The organism is Desulfurococcus sp. (genome assembly GCA_026626905.1).
In the GTDB taxonomy this organism is placed as follows: Archaea; Thermoproteota; Thermoprotei_A; order Sulfolobales; family Desulfurococcaceae; genus Desulfurococcus.
This window is the reverse complement of the sequence record JAPNUX010000005.1, coordinates 43,676-61,707: the sequence shown is the minus strand read 5'-3', so window position 1 is coordinate 61,707 and position 18,032 is coordinate 43,676. Positions and strand designations below refer to the sequence as shown.

General features: G+C 46.9%; 18 protein-coding genes and 3 tRNA genes. 8 read left to right on the top strand and 13 right to left on the bottom strand.

The window, feature by feature from the left end; translation table 11 throughout:
• The 3 genes from OWQ48_04940 to OWQ48_04930 form a co-directional block, all read right to left on the bottom strand.
• Entirely contained in the window at nt 1-852 is an 852-nt protein-coding gene (locus OWQ48_04940) for an ABC transporter permease (protein ID MCY0868554.1), read from the bottom strand.
• 1 nt (nt 853) lies between these two features.
• A complete protein-coding gene (locus OWQ48_04935) occupies nt 854-1,846 on the bottom strand; it encodes an ABC transporter permease (protein MCY0868553.1) in 993 nt (330 codons plus the stop codon).
• Nucleotides 1,847-1,924: 78 nt separating this feature from the next.
• On the bottom strand, nt 1,925-3,862 hold the full coding sequence (locus tag OWQ48_04930; GenBank protein MCY0868552.1) for an ABC transporter substrate-binding protein: 1,938 nt from the start codon (nt 3,860-3,862) through the stop codon (nt 1,925-1,927).
• A gap of 187 nt (nt 3,863-4,049) precedes the next feature.
• Here OWQ48_04930 and bgaS point away from each other — a divergent pair, with 187 nt between their 5' ends.
• A complete protein-coding gene (gene bgaS, locus OWQ48_04925) occupies nt 4,050-5,609 on the top strand; it encodes a beta-galactosidase BgaS (GenBank protein MCY0868551.1) in 1,560 nt (519 codons plus the stop codon).
• Between the two features lie 117 nt (nt 5,610-5,726).
• Nucleotides 5,727-5,936 (top strand): hypothetical protein, encoded by a 210-nt coding sequence (locus OWQ48_04920; protein MCY0868550.1) that lies wholly within the window; start codon nt 5,727-5,729, stop codon nt 5,934-5,936.
• On the opposite strand, the gene OWQ48_04915 is transcribed toward OWQ48_04920, so the two are convergent.
• The 4 genes from OWQ48_04915 to OWQ48_04900 are packed head-to-tail and all read right to left on the bottom strand — an operon-like array spanning nt 5,933 to nt 8,302.
• Nucleotides 5,933-6,703 carry a HesA/MoeB/ThiF family protein gene (locus tag OWQ48_04915; GenBank protein MCY0868549.1) on the bottom strand — a complete coding sequence of 257 codons (771 nt, stop codon included), beginning with the start codon at nt 6,701-6,703 and terminating at the stop codon, nt 5,933-5,935. The two genes, OWQ48_04920 and OWQ48_04915, sit on opposite strands and share 4 nt — an antisense overlap.
• A 1-nt stretch (nt 6,704) precedes the next feature.
• Complete coding sequence (locus OWQ48_04910) at nt 6,705-6,905, bottom strand: hypothetical protein (protein MCY0868548.1); 201 nt, start codon at nt 6,903-6,905, stop codon at nt 6,705-6,707.
• The gene (locus OWQ48_04905; GenBank protein ID MCY0868547.1) at nt 6,892-7,728 is read right to left on the bottom strand and encodes a 50S ribosome-binding GTPase; all 837 of its coding nucleotides are present in this window, start codon (nt 7,726-7,728) and stop codon (nt 6,892-6,894) included. The genes OWQ48_04910 and OWQ48_04905 overlap by 14 nt, the downstream gene beginning before the upstream one ends.
• Nucleotides 7,721-8,302: an adenylate kinase family protein gene (locus OWQ48_04900; GenBank protein MCY0868546.1), complete on the bottom strand. Its 582-nt coding sequence runs from the start codon at nt 8,300-8,302 to the stop codon at nt 7,721-7,723. Before OWQ48_04900 ends, OWQ48_04905 begins: the two co-directional genes overlap by 8 nt.
• Before the next feature lie 181 nt (nt 8,303-8,483).
• On the opposite strand from OWQ48_04900, the gene OWQ48_04895 reads away from it, so the two are divergent.
• A complete protein-coding gene (locus tag OWQ48_04895; GenBank protein ID MCY0868545.1) occupies nt 8,484-10,181 on the top strand; it encodes a radical SAM protein in 1,698 nt (565 codons plus the stop codon).
• Nucleotides 10,182-10,201: 20 nt separating this feature from the next.
• On the opposite strand, the gene OWQ48_04890 is transcribed toward OWQ48_04895, so the two are convergent.
• Nucleotides 10,202-10,810, bottom strand: coding sequence for an alanine:cation symporter family protein (locus OWQ48_04890; protein ID MCY0868544.1), 609 nt, complete (start codon nt 10,808-10,810; stop codon nt 10,202-10,204).
• Nucleotides 10,764-11,603: an alanine:cation symporter family protein gene (locus OWQ48_04885; GenBank protein ID MCY0868543.1), complete on the bottom strand. Its 840-nt coding sequence runs from the start codon at nt 11,601-11,603 to the stop codon at nt 10,764-10,766. The genes OWQ48_04890 and OWQ48_04885 overlap by 47 nt, the downstream gene beginning before the upstream one ends.
• An 81-nt stretch (nt 11,604-11,684) precedes the next feature.
• Between OWQ48_04885 and OWQ48_04880 the strand changes: the two genes are divergently transcribed.
• The gene (locus tag OWQ48_04880) at nt 11,685-11,894 is read left to right on the top strand and encodes a hypothetical protein (GenBank protein MCY0868542.1); all 210 of its coding nucleotides are present in this window, start codon (nt 11,685-11,687) and stop codon (nt 11,892-11,894) included.
• Between the two features lie 12 nt (nt 11,895-11,906).
• A complete protein-coding gene (locus OWQ48_04875) occupies nt 11,907-13,274 on the top strand; it encodes an aspartate aminotransferase family protein (GenBank protein ID MCY0868541.1) in 1,368 nt (455 codons plus the stop codon).
• Here the strand turns inward: OWQ48_04875 and OWQ48_04870 are convergent.
• A tRNA-Gln gene (locus OWQ48_04870) sits at nt 13,272-13,344 on the bottom strand. The two genes, OWQ48_04875 and OWQ48_04870, sit on opposite strands and share 3 nt — an antisense overlap.
• A gap of 99 nt (nt 13,345-13,443) precedes the next feature.
• Between OWQ48_04870 and OWQ48_04865 the strand changes: the two genes are divergently transcribed.
• Nucleotides 13,444-13,517, top strand: a tRNA-Lys gene (locus OWQ48_04865).
• A gap of 33 nt (nt 13,518-13,550) precedes the next feature.
• Here the strand turns inward: OWQ48_04865 and OWQ48_04860 are convergent.
• The 3 genes from OWQ48_04860 to OWQ48_04850 all read right to left on the bottom strand — a co-directional run bounded on the left by OWQ48_04860 (nt 13,551) and on the right by OWQ48_04850 (nt 17,377).
• On the bottom strand, nt 13,551-15,464 hold the full coding sequence (locus OWQ48_04860; protein ID MCY0868540.1) for a phosphoenolpyruvate carboxykinase (GTP): 1,914 nt from the start codon (nt 15,462-15,464) through the stop codon (nt 13,551-13,553).
• A gap of 123 nt (nt 15,465-15,587) precedes the next feature.
• Nucleotides 15,588-16,184, bottom strand: coding sequence for a DUF99 family protein (locus OWQ48_04855; GenBank protein ID MCY0868539.1), 597 nt, complete (start codon nt 16,182-16,184; stop codon nt 15,588-15,590).
• A 5-nt stretch (nt 16,185-16,189) separates the two neighbouring features.
• A complete protein-coding gene (locus OWQ48_04850; protein MCY0868538.1) occupies nt 16,190-17,377 on the bottom strand; it encodes an orc1/cdc6 family replication initiation protein in 1,188 nt (395 codons plus the stop codon).
• Nucleotides 17,378-17,562: 185 nt separating this feature from the next.
• Here OWQ48_04850 and OWQ48_04845 point away from each other — a divergent pair.
• Together OWQ48_04845 and OWQ48_04840 are read left to right on the top strand one after the other, a co-directional pair.
• A tRNA-Ala gene (locus OWQ48_04845) sits at nt 17,563-17,636 on the top strand.
• A 130-nt stretch (nt 17,637-17,766) separates the two neighbouring features.
• A complete protein-coding gene (locus OWQ48_04840) occupies nt 17,767-18,030 on the top strand; it encodes a DNA-directed RNA polymerase subunit H (protein MCY0868537.1) in 264 nt (87 codons plus the stop codon).
• Nucleotides 18,031-18,032: the final 2 nt, after the last annotated feature.

Sequence of the window (18,032 nt, the reverse complement as noted above, 5' to 3'; positions counted from 1 at the left end):
CTACTCCCTCCTGAGTCTCGGATTGAAGACCTCTTCGAGGGAGATCACTAGAATGTATAGTGAGGACATCAGTAGCACTATGATTATACCTGGGAAAAACCACCACCATACATCGAGGGTCACAGCACCCCAGATCACAGCTAGATTTAGTATAGCGCCTAGAGACCACTCTGCCGCCCCCATTCCCAGGAATTCTAGTGTAACAACTGCTAGTATTCCACCGCTAAACTGTATCACGAAGACTAGCAGTATGTATGATGCGATGTTCGGCAGGATATCCTTGTAGAGTACTCTAAAAGAGCTGTTACCGCTGAGATACGAGAGGGAAACGTAGTCTGAGGCTTTTAGAGCAGCTACTTGAGAGCGTACAGCCCTAGCGGTCCAGGGCCACGAGAAGGCTCCTATAAGAAGCCCCATATCTGTGATCTCGCGTCTCCCCATGTATGCTGTGATCAAGAGTATCACTAGGAGGGATGGTATAGTTAGAAAAGTATTAGTAGCAAACTCCACGAGCGAGTCGATCCAGCCGCCCTTCAACCCTGCGATCATGCCGAGGAGGACTCCGATAGTAGTTGCAACTATAGCGGCAATCACTCCAACTGAAAGTGAGACTCTAATACCGTAGACTACTTCAGCGAAGACATCGTAGCCAAAGTAATCGGTACCAAATGGGTGATTGAGTGTAGGAGGGCTTCTTGGAGTCCCAGCTGGTGTTCTAGGCCCATATTTTGTTGCCAGTGGGCCCAGTAGTCCTAGAGAGATTACAAATACTACTATTATAGTGCTAACCCAGAACTTCCTATTCTTCCTTAGGAGAGCTCTAGTCTCCTTGGATACAAGCTTTGATACCATTCTAGCTCACCACTCCTATCCTTATACGCGGGTCTAGGATCGCGTAGAGGATGTCCACTATGAAGTTAGCTGCTATAACCATTAAGACTAGTAGGAGTATGGCTCCCTGGAGCAGGAAGGGATCGTTATTTATTATAGCGTTGAAGAGGAAGTAGCCTAAGCCAGGATAATTGAATATGTACTCGACGCCGGCTGCTCCTACAACAAGAGTTCCAAGTTGTACGCCTAGACCTGAAATCTGAGGGTTAATAGCATACCTGAACGCGTATAGTGATATCTTCTTCTCGGACATACCCAGCATCTCCATGAATCTAGAGTAGTTGGACTCCAGCTCATAGATCATCATCGTCCTCATGCCTGAAGCCCAACCTCCCATGGAGACTACTATAAGGCTTAGCATTGGGAGTGTTATAGCGTGGAGGAAGCTAGATATGGACTCCCAGGTAGGGCTTCTAAGCATTTGATCAAGGATCGTTGAGGATATAACAGTTGGAAAAGCCTTATATCTAACTGTAAGCGTCCACTGGAGGAGCATGGCTAGAACGAAGTAGGGTGTAGCAGCCAGAATATAGAGGACTGGCATTAACACTCTATCTAGTCGTTTATGTCTTGCTGCAAGAGCTCCTAGATAGTTCCCTATGAACCAGCTTATTATTATCGCTGGAGCCATAAGTATTATGTCGAAAATTAAAGCTTTATAGACTATACTGGATACAGGTCTACCCAGCAACCATAAGCTAACTCCAAGGTCACCAGAGAGTAACCCTCTCAGAAATAAAAAGTACTGCTCGTAGAGTGGTTTATCAAATCCAAACGCCTGCATGAAGTATGAGGCTACTATAGCAGCACCTGCAGGGCTAGGGCCAAGCCTAGCTACAACTATAGCTATCGGGTTACCTAGAAGCCTAGGTATAAGCCACGTGATACTTAATGCCGTAAAGAAGACTGCTGTATATAACACTATTCTCCTAGCAATATAGCCTGCAAGCCCCATTCACCAATCCTCTCCCAAGTTGTAGGAGGCTGTAAGCAGGGGAAACGTAGTAGAGGAAAAAGTAAACAACATTTATGTTCAAGCCCTCCTTCTCCTGAGAAGGAATACTGCGATCACAACTATAACGACTATCACTACAGCCACGATAGCATATAATGCTAGCTGTGACTCAGCTGGAGCCTGAGTTACTGGAGGCGACGGTGTTGGTGTTGGAGATGGGGTTTGGATGGGAGTGGGCGCTGGAGATGTTGTTGGAGTTGGAGAGGGTGTCGGCGTTGCCTTAACGGGCTTTAGATTCAAGAGTACTAGTAGACCACCATCTCCCCATCTACCAGTCCATGACACTGGTATACCATAGGGGTTGCTTTGAGTTGGCCATCCAGTCCAATATAATGTAGTGGCTTGGAACCAGTATGCATTGTACCATAACGGTAGATACGGCATTTCATCAAGCAGTATCTTCTGGAGGTCATAGTAGAGCTGCTTTAACCCGCTGGTATTATCGAGAGGAGTATTCGCTATTTTATCAAGTAGTGCTGTGAGATTTTCATTCCTATATCTCCCAAAGTTTCCATTCCAGCTGGGCTCTCCAGGCGCGGGTGCATCAGGCCAGAACACCCAGTTGTAGAGTAGGTATGGTGATATAGCTACGTAGCTACCGAAGTTGTTTATCAGCATGTCAAACTCTCCTTTATACATTTTATCCGCATACACGCCGTATGCTGGGAAGCTGGCTTCAGCCTTTATGCCAACAGCTTTAAGGTTATCAGCTATGATTATTGCTGCCTGCATCCAGTCAGTCCATCCATAAGGCACGATGATCTCGAGGCTTATCTTGCTTCCATCAGGTGCTTCTCTCCATCCATCACCATCGATATCCTTGTATCCGGCGCTGTCAAGTATCTGTTTAGCCTTCTCAGGGTTATACCCGTATCCATAGCTGTTTATTAAATCTGTGGCAAGGAACTCCTTCCAGCCGGGTATTTCTATTAAGCCAACCGGATTAGACTTTACAACACTTCCCTCAAAGACCTCGTTAACTATTCTATCAACATCGATCGCGTAGTACATGGCTTTCCTGAAGTTAGGATCGTTTAACGGTTTCTTCGCATGGTTAACGAAGAGGTATGCAACATTAGCCGGTAGGTAGAACGGTCGATCCTTATACCATGTGACTAGGAAGTCGTATCTTTTCACGAGGTCTGGGATACCTGGAATAAAGAAGTTGCTCCAGTCTAGATCACCTCTCAATAGCAGTCCGAGAGCTACCTGATTGCTGAATACCATGACGTACTTAATGTACTTCGGCCCCGGCGTCCCAAAATACTTTGAACCCCACCAGTTATCAACTCTCACCATGTAGAGTGTATCTTCTGTAGTCATGTATACTCTATACATGCCTGAGCCTACAATGTTCTCTGGTTTATCTGCTCCCACAACCTCCATCTGCAGGACATTACTGCCCTTTTCATTTATTACAGGCTCGAATATGTGTTTAGGTAGCACTGGTATAGAGTAGAGGTAATAGTATAGTGTTGGGTAGCTAATAGTGGTAGTATTGAACTTGAATATAACAGTTTTATCATCTGGTGTTTCAACATCGAGGAGGTATTCCAGTATACTGGAGTAGTAGACTCCAGGTATCTTCTTAGGTAGATCATAGAATGTGAATTTCACGTCAGCGCTTGTAAGTGGTGTTCTATCCCACCACGCAGCATCGCGGAGCTTGACTTGGAGACTATCATTAGACAGCCAGGTGGGCTCTTCTGAAGCCAGCCACGGCATTAACTTATCTAAATGCGGTAGGTATACGTATAGAGTTTCATAGATTAAACCAATAGTTCCAGTTGTAGCACTCCATGGAACTAGCGGGTTGAAGTTTGTGGGGGGAGACCACATTCCTCCTCCTATGATAACGGTTTCCTCTCTCGGTGGAACCTGTTGGGCGGTTGTTAGCGGCAGAGCGGGTAGAATTATTAGGAGGATCAGGAGTAGTAGGATGATCCTACTAGGCACTATTCTCACCTATTAATAACTGTGTATATGTCGAATACTTATAAACTTTTCTCTTCTCAGCAACCCATACTTAGAACTACAAACTGTACCCTATGTAGGTTTTTTATCACCTAAATAAATATTGAGGAGTATATAGTTTATTAACTCATCACAAAATATCTGCTATTATTGTGTGGGGTGAATACTATTGGGTAAGCCAGCCTCATCAGTGAGTATAGAGTTTCCTGAAGGATTCAAGTGGGGTGTATCACAGTCAGGCTTCCAGTTCGAGATGGGTGACCTCCGCCGAAGATTCGTGGATACTAATACCGACTGGTGGCACTGGGTGAGAGACCCGTATAACATAAGTAGCAGGCTTGTAAGCGGTGATTTACCTGAGGATGGAGTCGATTATTTCGAGTTGTATAGGAGTGACCACGAGATAGCTCGAGGCCTCGGCTTAAACGCTTACAGGATTGGAGTAGAATGGAGTAGAATTTTCCCTCATCCCACATGGACTATCGAAGCCGGCGTGGAATACGATAGCCACGGCCTTGTAAAGAATGTTAAGATTACAGAAGATACTCTGAGAGAGCTTGATGAAATAGCTAATCATGACGCCTTAGAACTCTACCGTGACATCATATTAGACCTTAGAAGACAAGGGTTCAAAGTCGTAGTTAATCTTCTCCACTTTACTCTCCCATTCTGGCTTCACAACCCCCTTAAGGCCAGGGCGTCGAGACTAGAGAAGGGCCCGCTGGGATATCTGGATCCACGTTTCCCCGTGGAGTTCGCAAAGTATGCTGCCTACATAGCATGGAAGCTAGGAGACATCGTAGACATGTGGTCAACTATAACTGAGCCATTAGTCCCCATCGAGCTCGGATATTTATGGATTAATGCTGGATGGCCTCCAGGCGTGGAGGCCCCCCACGTGATCCCTAAGGCGGTATCAAATCTAATCATAGCTCATGCACTAGCATACGAGATGGTGAAGAAGTTTGATGGTGTGAGAGCTGACCCTGACTCCAGTGAGGCAGCTCAAGTAGGCGTAATCTACAATATTATCCCAGCCTATGCTCTCGATGAGGAGAGTAAACTAGCAGCAGAACACTACTCGTACCTTCACAACGAGGTCTTCCTCAATGCTATCACCACGGGGAAGCTAGATTTAAATCTTGATCAGAGCTCAATAGTAAAGCCTCCATTGTTAGGCGGGAAGTTAGATTGGATAGGAGTAAACTACTATACAAGAAATGTAGTAAAACGTGTTGAACCCATGTATGGAAATAAGCTCATGGACTTCGCTAGTATACCCGGGTACGGGTATTCTTGTACTCCTAACGGTGTCTCAAAAGCTGGGAGATGGTGTAGTGACTTCGGCTGGGAGTTCTACCCTGAGGGATTAGAGGATGCAGTACGGTTAGCTGAAAGATATTCTCCAAGCGTATACATAACGGAGAACGGGGTTGCAGACTCACGTGACGTATACCGTCCAGCAGTAATCGTAAACCACTTGTACGTTCTACATAAACTGATAGAGGAGGGAGTGGGTGTTAAAGGCTACTTCCACTGGGCTTTAGTTGACAACTACGAGTGGGCCCAGGGCTTTAAGCAGAGATTCGGCTTGTACGAGGTTAACTTGAAGACTAAGGAGCGGATTCCCAGGGAGTCTTCTATAATATATAAATCCATAGCTGAATCAAACAGTATACCCAGAGAGCACTTGAAACATCTAATAGAGCTCAAGCTGGAGAAAGCTTAATTAGAGTAGAGCACATACCACTTAATCACTGAATACACGGTAATTTTCTCCTTAAACCTTCATGAGCTAGCTTTTCGCCGTATTGAAGCTTAATTGTATTGTTAAAGGTGATTTGTGATGGTTAAGGTTAAGCTAATACCTAAGGGTGTTGAATTAGATATTAATGGAGGAGAGTTGACTCTAAAGGAGATTATAGAGGTTCTTAGAAGCGAGCTAACAGGTAGCGACATCATGGTTATCGTGAATGATAGAGTAGCTGATTCATGGGATCTACGTGTTAAGAGTAGCGATAGAGTGGTTGTCGTCGAGGAGTTTCTAGGAGGCTAGGGTTTCACGATACCTCTGAATGGTTCACCACAGTACTTTAATACCTCTGCTTTAACGTTCTCATCTACTTTTAACTCGATTACCTCTAGCGAGGGGTTTCTCGCATTGAATAAGAGCATTTTGTTGGCTAGCGGCCTACCGTAGCCGAGCACAAGCTTGAAGACCTCGTTTACTTCAAGGAGCCCTAGGATGCCGGGTACCTGGGGTAGGACTACAACTCCCCCTCTCCCCTCGTCTCTCACCCCTCTGAACAAGTAGCGCAGGCATGGTGTCTCCCCGGGTATTACCACTGTGAGCTGACCGTAGTATTCTCCGACACCTGCGTGAACTAATGGCTTACCGTGCATCCATGCAGCCTCGTCTAGCAGGAAGCGGGTGTTCCAGTTGTCTAAGGCGTCAACAATCAAGTCTACTCTCGGTACTAGCCTGCTAAGCAGCTCTCTAGTTATGGTTTCGTGAACCGGCTCTAAGGCTACCCCAGGGTTCAGCTTAGCGAGCTTCTCGTAGGCTGCTTGTACTTTCGGTTTACCGATATCGCTTGAATCATAGAGTATTTGTCTTTGGAGGTTACTTAACTCTACTACACCGTCATCGATGAATACTATTCTCCCGACTCCAGCTGCAGTAAGATAGTAGAGTACTGTGGAGGCCAGCCCGCCGGCTCCTGCCACAAGCACGCTGGTATTCTTGAGCTTCAATTGTCCATCTACTCCTATAATGGGTAGCTGCCTGCTGTATCTCTCCAGTTCATCCTGGCTGAGGCTCAACTCAGCCACCTGATTTAACAGGGTATACTAGAACTTCTTCTCCATCTCCTACTACATCATCCTCGGTTAATGGAATACCACTCCTTAGAACGATGTGCTCTGATATAGAGAACCCTAGTTTCTCGAGTAGCTCTGAAACCCTCACGCTGGATGCATCTACGTGGATAGGGTGTTCTCTACCCGCTACTCTAACTACTATCAACGTGCTCCCCTGCCCCCCTATTAATCCATGAGGGCCTTATATAGAAGGGTATTACTCCATCATGGTAGCCTCTTATAACAGCTCTAGCAGCCTCCTCAATTAAAGGCTCTTTTGTAGTCTTGTAGACCCAGCCGCGCTTTAATGCTATCTCCTCGAGTATTCTAAGGGGCTCTCTAGATTTAACACCATAAGCTTTCTCGAAGGCATCGGGATGATACTTTAAGATCCTCTCGACTAGCATAACTGCCGGGGGGACTGGATCCTCCAGCTTCTCGGGCGGGTAGCCTCTGATCACTGCTTCAAGCATCCCGCCTTCAACGGGGATTACGCCAGGGGAGTCTAGTATCATTATATTCTTGTCGATCCTGTAGAGCTGGAAGTGCCTTGTATACCCTGGGCTTCCCGGGTAGGGGCTTGTGGGGGCTGAATGCCTTCCTTTTAATCCATTGATGATCGAGGACTTACCGACCTTAGGGAATCCTGCTACAGCGACTACTGTGGGTAGTGAGGGAGCAACTCTACGTATAGTCCTCCTGAGGACTAGTGTACCCATATGTCTTGCTGCAGCCATGTAGACTGTAGTGTACCCTCTCTCCTCAAAGTACTCCTTCCACTCTTCTGCAACGCTCCTAGGAACTAGGTCGGCTTTATTGAGTACTAGTATTAACTTCTTCCCGAGCTTGTAGACCATGGATTCAAGCCTCTTGCTGAAAGTGCTCAATGGGTCTCTTACATCAAGCACCATTAACACGACGTCTACTCTAGAGATCATTCTTTCAAGCTGCCTCCAGGACGCCAGCGTGAAACCTCCCCGGCTACTCATAGTCCTTGAACCTCGAGACTACTTCCACTGGGAGTAGGAGCAGCCAGTCTACTCTTACCCCGGGTTTAACTGCTTCCACGCCACTCATAATCCTTGATATCATTTCAGCAGCTTCTCTCGGCGTGGTATTCGAGGTGTCTACTTCAAATACTTTTTCTTCTCCGAAGGCTTCCACAGCATTATAGGAGACTACGCCTAGTATCTCAGCCATGATGTTCTCGTTAATCTTTCTCCTACTCCAATTCTTTGCTTCAAGCCTTTTCTCGAGTATCAGCGGGTGTGTTCTAAGCACAAACACGTATCTAACGATCTCCGGCTTGAGGATCTCAGGGTAGAGCGTCGACACTATGAGATCACTTTCCGACTTCGAGGCAAGCTCCACTATACTCTGGGATAAAGCATCCTCGTCTACCACATAGCTATTCCTCTCGTAGTCGAAGTCTACTATAAATCCTTTTTCAAGTGCAAAGCTACCTAAGTCTACTACTGGAAGCCCTGTTATCAGTGAGAGCTCTCTAGAAACACTAGTCTTACCTGTACCTGGTGTGCCAGCTATAACTATGAGCATGCCCATTTAGAGTACCCTCCGGTTACCTGGTAGCCTTACACCTGCTATTAATGCACCTGCTTAACCCTAAGGCTTCCTGTAGAGGATACCTTCTCGCTCATGCTAAGGGTAGCTTCAACTAGCTTTGATGCAAGGTGGTACCACAAGGTTTTTAACCATAGTAGCCTATAACACGTTTATAGATTTAATGGTGAGCTCACGTATGGCTCAGTTAAGCTTAGCTAAGAAGCCTGGTGAGATGGCTTATATTCTACCGAAGCTTAAGAGCGGTGAGGAGGTTTTATCTCTTACAACCAGTGTTTGCCCTTACTGCTACCGTGTTCTCCCAGCTATCATAGTTGAGAGGGAGGGTAAAGTCTACATTAGAAGAGTCTGCCCAGAGCACGGTGAGGTAGAAGAAGTATACTATGGTGATGTAGCCTTCTATAAGAGGGTGACGAAGTACAGTGAGGATGGAAGAGGCTCTAGACACATCTACACGCAGGTGAAAACCTACTGCCCATTCAACTGTGGTTTATGCCCTATGCACAAGCAGCACAGCGCTTTAGTAAACCTTGTTGTAACAAACCGCTGTAACCTCTCATGCTGGTACTGCTTCTTCTACTCTGAGGCAGCTGGATACGTCTACGAGCCGACTCTAGAGCAGATTAAAGCCATGGTTAACACCATTAAGAAGCAGGGGGTTACTGTAGCTGTCCAGTTAACTGGAGGCGAGCCAACGCTTAGAGAAGACCTTGTTGATATTGTAAGGCTTCTAAGAGAAGAAGGTGTTAGACACATACAGTTGAATACGAATGGCTTGAAATTCGCTGAGTTATACCTTGAGGATCCGGCTAAAGCCGTCGAGTACGCCAGGCAGTTAAGAGTAAACGGGGTTAACACAGTCTACTTAAGCTTCGACGGTGTATCCCCTGTCACAAACTGGAAGAACCACTGGGAGATACCTTATATTTTCGAGGTATTCAGGAAAGCCGGCATGACTAGTGTTGTCCTAGTTCCAACAGTTATTCGAGGTGTTAACACCCACGAGCTCGGAGCTATAGTGAGGTTTGCAGCCAAGCATATAGACATAGTTAGATCCGTGAACTTCCAGCCGGTTAGTCTAACAGGATACATGAAGAAGCATGAGAGAGAAAAATACAGGGTTACAATACCGGATGTAGTCAAGCTGTTAGAAGAGCAGACGAATGGAGAGGTACCACGGGACGCCTGGTTCCCAATAAACGTTAGTGCTATATTCTCAAGGTTCGTGGAGGGATTCAGCGGTGAATTCAAGTTCGAGATGAGTAATCACCCTATATGCGGTGTTGGAACATACATCTATGTTGAGAAGAGTAGTAGCGGGGTTAAGCTGATACCTGTGACAAGCTTCCTTGATGTAGAAGGCCTCCTCGAGTACCTGAGGGAGAAGTGGGAGGACTTGGTCTCAGGCTCCAGCAGGTATCTTGTAGGCTTGAAGCTACTGTACTCTATCAGGAAGTTCATTGATACAAGCAGGCAGCCTGAAGGCCTCGACTTATACAAGCTGCTATTTAATGTTATTGTTAAGAGGAGCTATGATGCCCTCAGCGAGCTCCACTACAAGCTACTCTTCCTCGGGCAAATGCACTTCATGGACTTATACAACTACGATATACAGAGAGTTCAGAGATGCAACATACACTACTCAACACCCGACGGCAGGCTCATACCTTTCTGCGCCTTCAACATATTCGATGACATCTACCGGGATAAGATAATGAAGGAGTACGGTGTACCCCTAGAGGAGTACTCAGCTAAATACAATCTTCCAAAGGGTGTTGTCACAAGGAAGTACATTAGGGATAGAAGAAAGCTTGAGTCAAGCGAGATATACAAGCAAGCATACGAGGGAATTAAACCATAGGGGTTAAAAGAGCTGGAACCTCATATTTTCCCGCTTCTCAAGAACTCCTTGATCAACCCTACACCTACAGGGGCGAAGTAGGCTACAGCTATAAGGTTCGGGATAGCCATAAATCCATTAGCCATGTCAGCAAAATTCCAGAATACCTCTAGCATTTCTCCAGCAATAGCAGCAGGAACTATTGGTATAACCCACATGACCCTCCACACCCATCTCACAGGCTTCTCAGGCAACCGGAGAGTTTTACTCCAGAAGTAAACCCAGTTGACTTCACCATTCCACCCCCATGTTATTAGCGTAGTGTAAGCGAATAATGCTAGTGCTACGCCAAGCGGTATGGGAGCCCAATCACCATAAACTCTACGGAATGCTTCAGTAACTAGAGCAGCACCAGTTAAATCTGTTCTCTCAATATATGCTCGTGTGGCAATATCCACTAAGCCAGTCATGCTGCATATGACTATTGTATCCATAAAGACCTCGAACATCCCGTAGAGCCCTGCTCTACCGGGGTGGTCCACAGCCATGTACGCGTAGGCGTTGGGGGCGCTGCCTAACCCGACTTCATTTGAAAACAGTCCTCTAGCAAAAACCGCACCTAATAGCCGAGTAAACCACCCAGCCTGCAAGGCCTACGGCAGCTGCTTGTGGTGTGAAAGCGTAGGTAAATATCTCTCTAATTGTTAGTGGGAGATTTTCAGCGTATATCACCAGTGCGATAATACTTACAGCAATATACCAGGTAACCATGAAGGGAACCAGGTAGTTTGATACCTCTGCGATTCTTTTCAAGCCTCCTCGGACGACTAGAGCTGTGAATACTAGCATCAAGATGCCTGCTAGCAGTCTAGCCACCTCGGGAGAGCCCTTATACATTCCAGCAATATACTCGGCGGCGTGAGCTACCGAGTTAGCTTGAACCATGTTTCCAATACCGAATGCAGCAATAAACGTGAATATAGAAAATATTACCGCTAGAGCTGGACCCACCACCGGGATGAGCCTGATGTAGTATGGGGTTCCACCTTCTACCCGTCCCTCAGGGGTGACTCTCTTCGTGTAATTTGCAAGTGTTGCCTCGATAGCTTTAGTCATCATTCCGAGAATAGCGCAGACCCACATCCAGAAGAGTGCTCCAGCACCACCTAAATGTATAGCTGTCGAAACTCCTGCTATATTACCCACGCCAACAGTTGCACCCATCACAGCCCACCAGACGGCGAAGGGCCGTATCTCGCCTTTAGCTCCAGTGCCCTTATACACCATATTTTTGAGGGCTTTTCTAAAATACCTGATCTGGGCAAACCCGCTGAGAACGCTTACTGCTAGCCCTGTTCCAGCAAGAATTATTACTGCAGGTAGCCCCCATACTAGCGCATTAATGTAGTTTATTGTATTTATGATTGTATCTATGATGCTCATATGTGTACCCCCAAAGATTATAATAGTATAGAGAAAATATTTTTCAAATTTTCTTCCATAGTATATTATGGTGTACTAGTTATGAGTGGAGAGAACATCCCACGAACTTCAATTGTATCAATAGTGGTATGGCTACTGTCGATAGGAATACTCATGGGAATCCTCTTACTGCTGGGATTCTCGAGTGGAGTGGAGGAGGTGTTAAGGGATTGGCCTGCGCACATAGCTATAGTAGTAATAGTAGTGGTTCTAGAGGTAGCAGCATTCATTTTCGGAAAGCTCTCAGAGTAGGTGAAGCAAGCTTTGAGCGATCCCGGTAGTACCGCGGGGAGTGCTACACAGCACGTGCTAGACAAGTACTGGAGGTATGTTTCAAGAGGCTTCTTCTTCAAGTACTTCCCCATGGTGGTTGCTAAAGCTAGGAATGCCAGGGTATGGGATTTAGAGGGAAGAGAGTACATTGATTTTCTTTCGAGTGCTGCAGTTTTCAATGTAGGACACAACAACGAGGAGGTTTTGCAGGCTGTTAAATCCCAGCTCGATAAGTTTACACACTATGTTCTCTACCTATATCACGAGCCTGTGGTAGAACTGGCAGAACTCCTCGTTAAGATAACTCCGGGCTCCTTCAGTAAGAAAGTAGTCTTTGAGTTAAGCGGCGGGGGAGCTTGTGATACAGCATTAAAGTCCGCCCTCATATACACACGTAGGCCTCTAATAGTATCATTCAACTACTCGTATCATGGAACTACTGCTCTAGATATAGCTGTAGGAGGCTCATTTCCCCGGGAGATCCGCGAGTTAATGCAGTTCAAGAACGTGTACTTCGCTGAATACCCTGATACCTACAGGTGTATAGGCGGCGTGAGGGATCCAGAGGAGTGCGGCGCCCTCTACTTATCGAGGCTTAAAGAACTCGTTGAAAACCTTGGGGGGTCAAGAATAGCTGCAATAATATTTGAGCCTATACAGGGTGATGGAGGAGTCCTAGTTCCACCAGCTAACTTCATTAGAGGATTAAAGGAGATAGCAGAAAAGCATGGCATCGTGTTAATAGCTGATGAAATACAGAGCGGGATGGGTAGGACTGGAAGATTATTCGCCATTGAACACTACTCTATAGAACCCGATGTAATAGTACTAGGGAAGGCTCTCGGCGGGGGAATGCCTATTTCAGCTGTAGTCGGGAGAAGCGAGATACTTGACTCAGCCCCACCGCAAACCTACGCTTCATCTTTAGCAGCGCATGCATGCTCAGCTGCAGCAGCTATAGCAGTCATCAAGTATATCACTAGAAACAACCTCCATGAGAGAGCACGTAGGCTAGGCGAGCATGCATTAAGAAGGCTCAGCGAGCTGAAAGAGAAGTACGAGCAGGTGGGAGATGTCAGAGGTTTAGGGTTAATGATAGGAGTCGATATAGTAGCAGATAAAGCGAGCAGGAAGCCCGACCGCAAAACAGCACTAAAGATCATCTGGAGAGCATGGGAGAAAGGGCTCATAGTAATGACCTACGGGAAGTATGGTAATGTTCTAAGAATAGCCCCACCGCTAACTATACCGGAGGAGGATCTAGATAAAGGGATAGATATACTCGAAGAGGCCATCAGGGATGTCAGAGACGGCAGAGTCCCGGATGAAGTAGTCGATAGGATGATCGCATGGGAGTAGCCGGGCGGGGATTCGAACCCCGGTCACGGGGGCCAGAGCCCCGCATCCTTGGCCGCTAGACGACCCGGCTATCACAGACATACCTTATCCCCGGAAACGGCTTTTTAAGCTTCCCTCCTTTAGGATATTTTTAAACTCCTGTAAGGCTAATCCATTTGGAGCTAAGCCTGGGCCCGTAGCTCAGCCAGGTAGAGCGGCGGGCTTTTAACCCGTAGGACCCGGGTTCAAATCCCGGCGGGCCCGCTTAAACACCACTCGGTTCTGTGATTCCGAGTGTTAGCGTTTATCCAGCCTTGATGGGGGGATCGTGGAGCCATACTTCTCTAATGCTTCCTTCAGCCTCCGCTTATGCTGCACTAGGGTATCGTGGAATAATCGTGGTGTTTCGGGTATACCAGCGTATATCTTATATATTCTCTCAGCCTTCTCGAGGTGCTTTGCGACTCTTATTGAGAAGAGCTTCTCGTAGAGCTCGAGGGGGAACTCCTTGCCTAGCTCGCTTTTGAATAATCGCTCTAAGTCATCATATAGTGGTATGAATCCTGTGGGGGCTTCTAGAGCTTCAACCTCATTGTTCACTCTGAGCTCCATCCACTTCAACCATACTCTCTTGTCAACCTTCTCTGTAAGATACCTGCCTTTCTCATCTCTCAGGAAGTAGTTGACACTATATATCCTAGGATGCTTCTCTAAGCTGTCCCCGAACCTGAAGTGTAGCTCGATGAAGTCGCCTGGGGATATTGATAGGAAGTCTAGTATCGCGAAGGGGTTGAACTCCATTAAACCTGTTTCGCCGAGAACTGCAGTAGTTCTCTCGGATTCTAGTGAGGCACCCTTTGTAACCACGCCGTGAACCCAGTTGAAGGCCTCCTCTACGGGAACCCATGTATCTGGGTCCCTGCCACCGAAGATCATTCCGCTCACTGGCACCCCGCTTGGATCATCTATCCTTGGATCCACTTTGCTGAGATAGAATATACTAGTGGTGAACCTAGCGTTGGGATGAGACGGCTTAACAGGCCTCCCGTTTTCATCGAGTTTTCCAGGCCACCATTCACCAGCATAGTTTAACCCCCGCTTGGGTTCTTCAGGCTTACCATTCCACCATACGTCTCCATCTACTGTGAGGAGTACATTAGAGAATATGACCTCGGTTTCCCTTGATGTAAGCACCTCGTAGATCTCTGGGTCGTCTACTGGGTTAACACCATCTATAATCCCGAACATCCCTACCTCCGGATTTAATGCTATAGCCTCCCCGTTAACGTTTCTAATGAGTGCTAGGTCATCACCTACAAGAGTATCCATTATGAGTGCTGTTGAAGTCTTCCCGCATCCAGCAGGGAATGCTCCAGTGAAATAAGTGATTCTATCACCCGGCCCCTTCATGCCGGCTATAAACATGTGCTCGCAGAGCCATCCCTCCTTGAACCCCTTGTATACGCAGAGCCTTAACGCCAGCTTCTTCAAGCCTACAGTATTCCCAGCGTACTGAGTGTTCACACTGTAAGTAATGGAGTCCTGGAGGTCTATGTATATCCTCCTCTTTGAAATATTCTTACTCCACCCGTGTTCATCTAGCTCTCCAGTGCTGTGAAGGAACCTCATGTACTCTATGGAGTCCCCCTTCTCCACGAAGACATCGTAGCACACCCTGTACAGTATGTTCTCGCTGTGAGCAACATACGCGGAGTCTGTTACTTGAACACCGTATAGAGTGTAGGGTGAGCCCTTAGGGCCGAAGCAGTAGAAGCCCACGTACATTTCCTTACCGCGCATTATACCGCGGTAGATATCTGCGAGCTCTCTTAGCCCTTCATCCCGATTCTTAGTATTGATCATTGAGATAGCTTTACCTTCTGCTACAAGTATTCTAGTATTCTCTCTATCCCTCGCTAGGTCTCGGATCCCATCGAAGTGGACAGTGTGCATGGGGTTGCGTTTACTCGGTATTTCCTCGCCTTTTTCAACAGCTCTCCGCCTAATGTACTCTATATCCTCGGGTGAACCAGTGTTAACGAATATAGAGCTAGGCTCTAGAAGCTCAGCTACATCTGCCAGCCATTCCAGCAGCCTTTTATCTCTTATCTTAGAGAGTCTCTCGAGGTTCTTCTCGTCGGTGTATCTAGCTAGCCGCTGGAGTATATTACTCGTGGCTTGGCCACCGGGTAGCGTGGCATGAGAGTTCAACTCGAGTCAACCCTCCTGTTGTACTCTGTGGTTAAATCCATTAAACTCCTATGATAGATCCAGCCATTATAATATCCAACTAAACCCTTTTTCAAGCATGGCTGGAATCTTGGCTTGAAGCAGCTAGCATCTAATTAATCCTTGATGCATGAGTCTTGTCAGGGATGAGGCTACTCTACCAGCTATTCTCAGAGGCTCTGGTTCAGGACTGTAGATGCTAGTCCTCCTTAGGATCCTAATAGCTTCCTCCAAGCTTACTCCTACCGGGGCGATCTCTATGGGCCTCCAGGGAGTATCCACTACGGTGAGGCTTTTAGTGTATGATTCTATAACCTTGAATCTCTCCCTCCAGTCATTGAAGTGCTTTACTAGGGCTCTTCTAATTCTCTCAAGGTTTAATGGGTATAGTTGAATAGCTATAACAGGCTTACCTGTCTCCACATTAAGGCTGAAGGGGTCTACGACATCAAAGCCAGCGTAGGTTACTCCGTCTAGGAACACCACGCTACCCTGGAGTTGTCTTGACGCATTGAGTACAGCTTTATAAGCTTGTCCTCCATCCACTGGGATTCTAGCGAGTGTTATTCTTACTACTCTAAAGGAGCTGGTGGCCTCAACGCCAGCTATATATGTATCGCCCCTACTACTCTTGAATTCCGCCGGGAAGAAGCCGTCGTCGAATGCCTCGTAGACGCCTGGCGCGCTATCCTCGAGAATCATTGCCTTCAGGCTACCTCTAAGTCTTTAAGTGTCTCCTTGATTATCTTTCTGACGTCATCTTTAATCCTGATGACTTTCACGACTCCATGTCTCCCCCGGCTGATAGTTTCTGTTAAAACAAGCCCCATCATGTCTAGCTGAGCTATTATCTCGCTTATCCTGCGTGGTGACAGCGGCTCATACTTGAGGTTCTTCATTGCTTTAACGTACTCTGAGTAGACTTCACTTGACGTCACGATGCGGTTGGCTTCAACGAGCTCGAGGATCTTCTTCAACACGATCTTCTGGTGGAATGGTAGTGTTACAACACTCTGGTATATTCTGCCTTCCTCGATCTCTAGTGTAGCTTTTTTAACATGCTCGATTGTTACTCTCTCAGCGCCTTCTCTCTCAGCTATCTCGCCTGAGACTCTAAGGAGGTCTAGTGCTCTTCTTGCATCGCCATGCTCTCTCGCCGCTAGGGCTGCACAGTAGGAGATAACGCCGTCATCCATTACACCTGGATTGAAGGCTAGTTCAGCCCTCTGCTTCAGTATAGTGAATAACTGCTCGGCGTTGTAGGGTGGGAAAACCATCTCGACTTCACCCATGCTTGATCTAACTCTCGGGTCAAGGTTTTCAACGAAGTTTATGTCGTTAGTTATACCTACAAGGATTATCTTCGCTCTCTTCAACTCCTCGTTAGCTCTCACCAACTTGTAGATTAAATCGTCTCCTTCACGCTTAACGTAGTAGTCGACTTCATCCAGAACTATGATGTGTAGGCCGCCCCAGCTTTCAAGAGCATTAATATACCTTCTGTAGACTTCGCTTGTAGCAAGACCTGTGTGGGGTACTCTTAAACCTAGGCTCTGAGCTATACTCGCCATAACCCTGTAGGTTGTATCAAGCTTCCTGGTGTTCACGTAAGCGTAATCCAGCCTCGTGTCCAGTGAGCTGGCCTTCTCCTTCATCCGGCTGACCACGTACTTGGCTACAACGGTTTTACCAGTACCAGTTAACCCGTATATGAGCACGTTGCTCGGTCTAGCTCCTCGCAGAGAGACTAGGAGGTGCTCGGCAAGCCTTCTAATCTCGCTCTCTCTATGTGGTAGGGTATCAGGTATGTAGTCGGGGTGGAGCACCTCCCTGCTCTTAAATATTTTCGAGGATAACCCTCGCTCCTTGATAAGCCTGTCAATTATATCCTCCAAACTCGGCACCCCAAGACGCTTTAAACCCGTGAAGCAGAGAAGCCTCGGCTACCTTCTGGATGAATCACCCTTGAAGCTTAAATACTTCAGAACCATCTGAATCCTCAACAGCCCCCAGCCATCCTACCTGAATACACCTGTAGAAAATCTTTAAAACCTGTAGAGATATCCACTTGAATAGTGGTGGGCCGGTAGCTCAGCCTGGAAGAGCGCTCGGTTGGCATCCGAGAGGACCCGGGTTCAAGTCCCGGCCGGTCCACTCCCCCTTCTCCTATCAGGCTGCCGGTAGTACATGCTTAGAGTGGAATCCCAGCTACATTATTATTTAAAATCGTGTCGACCAATGAGTTTCACTTATGAATAAACCATGGCTACTAGGTGCTGTTTTCATGAGTGAAAGTGAAGTAGACATACTAGAGCATGAACTAGTACCTAAACACGAGGTTCTACCACCCGAGGAAGCCTACAGGATTTTAAAGAAGCTGGGGGTGGAGCCCTGGCAGCTACCCTGGATATCTGTGAATGACCCTGCAGCTAGAGCTGTTGGAGCTAAACCAGGAGATATAATAAGGATTATAAGGAAGAGTCCGACTGCAGGAGTCTTTGTTGCTTACAGGTATGTAGTAGTAGATACATCCGAGCAGGGTGGCTGAGT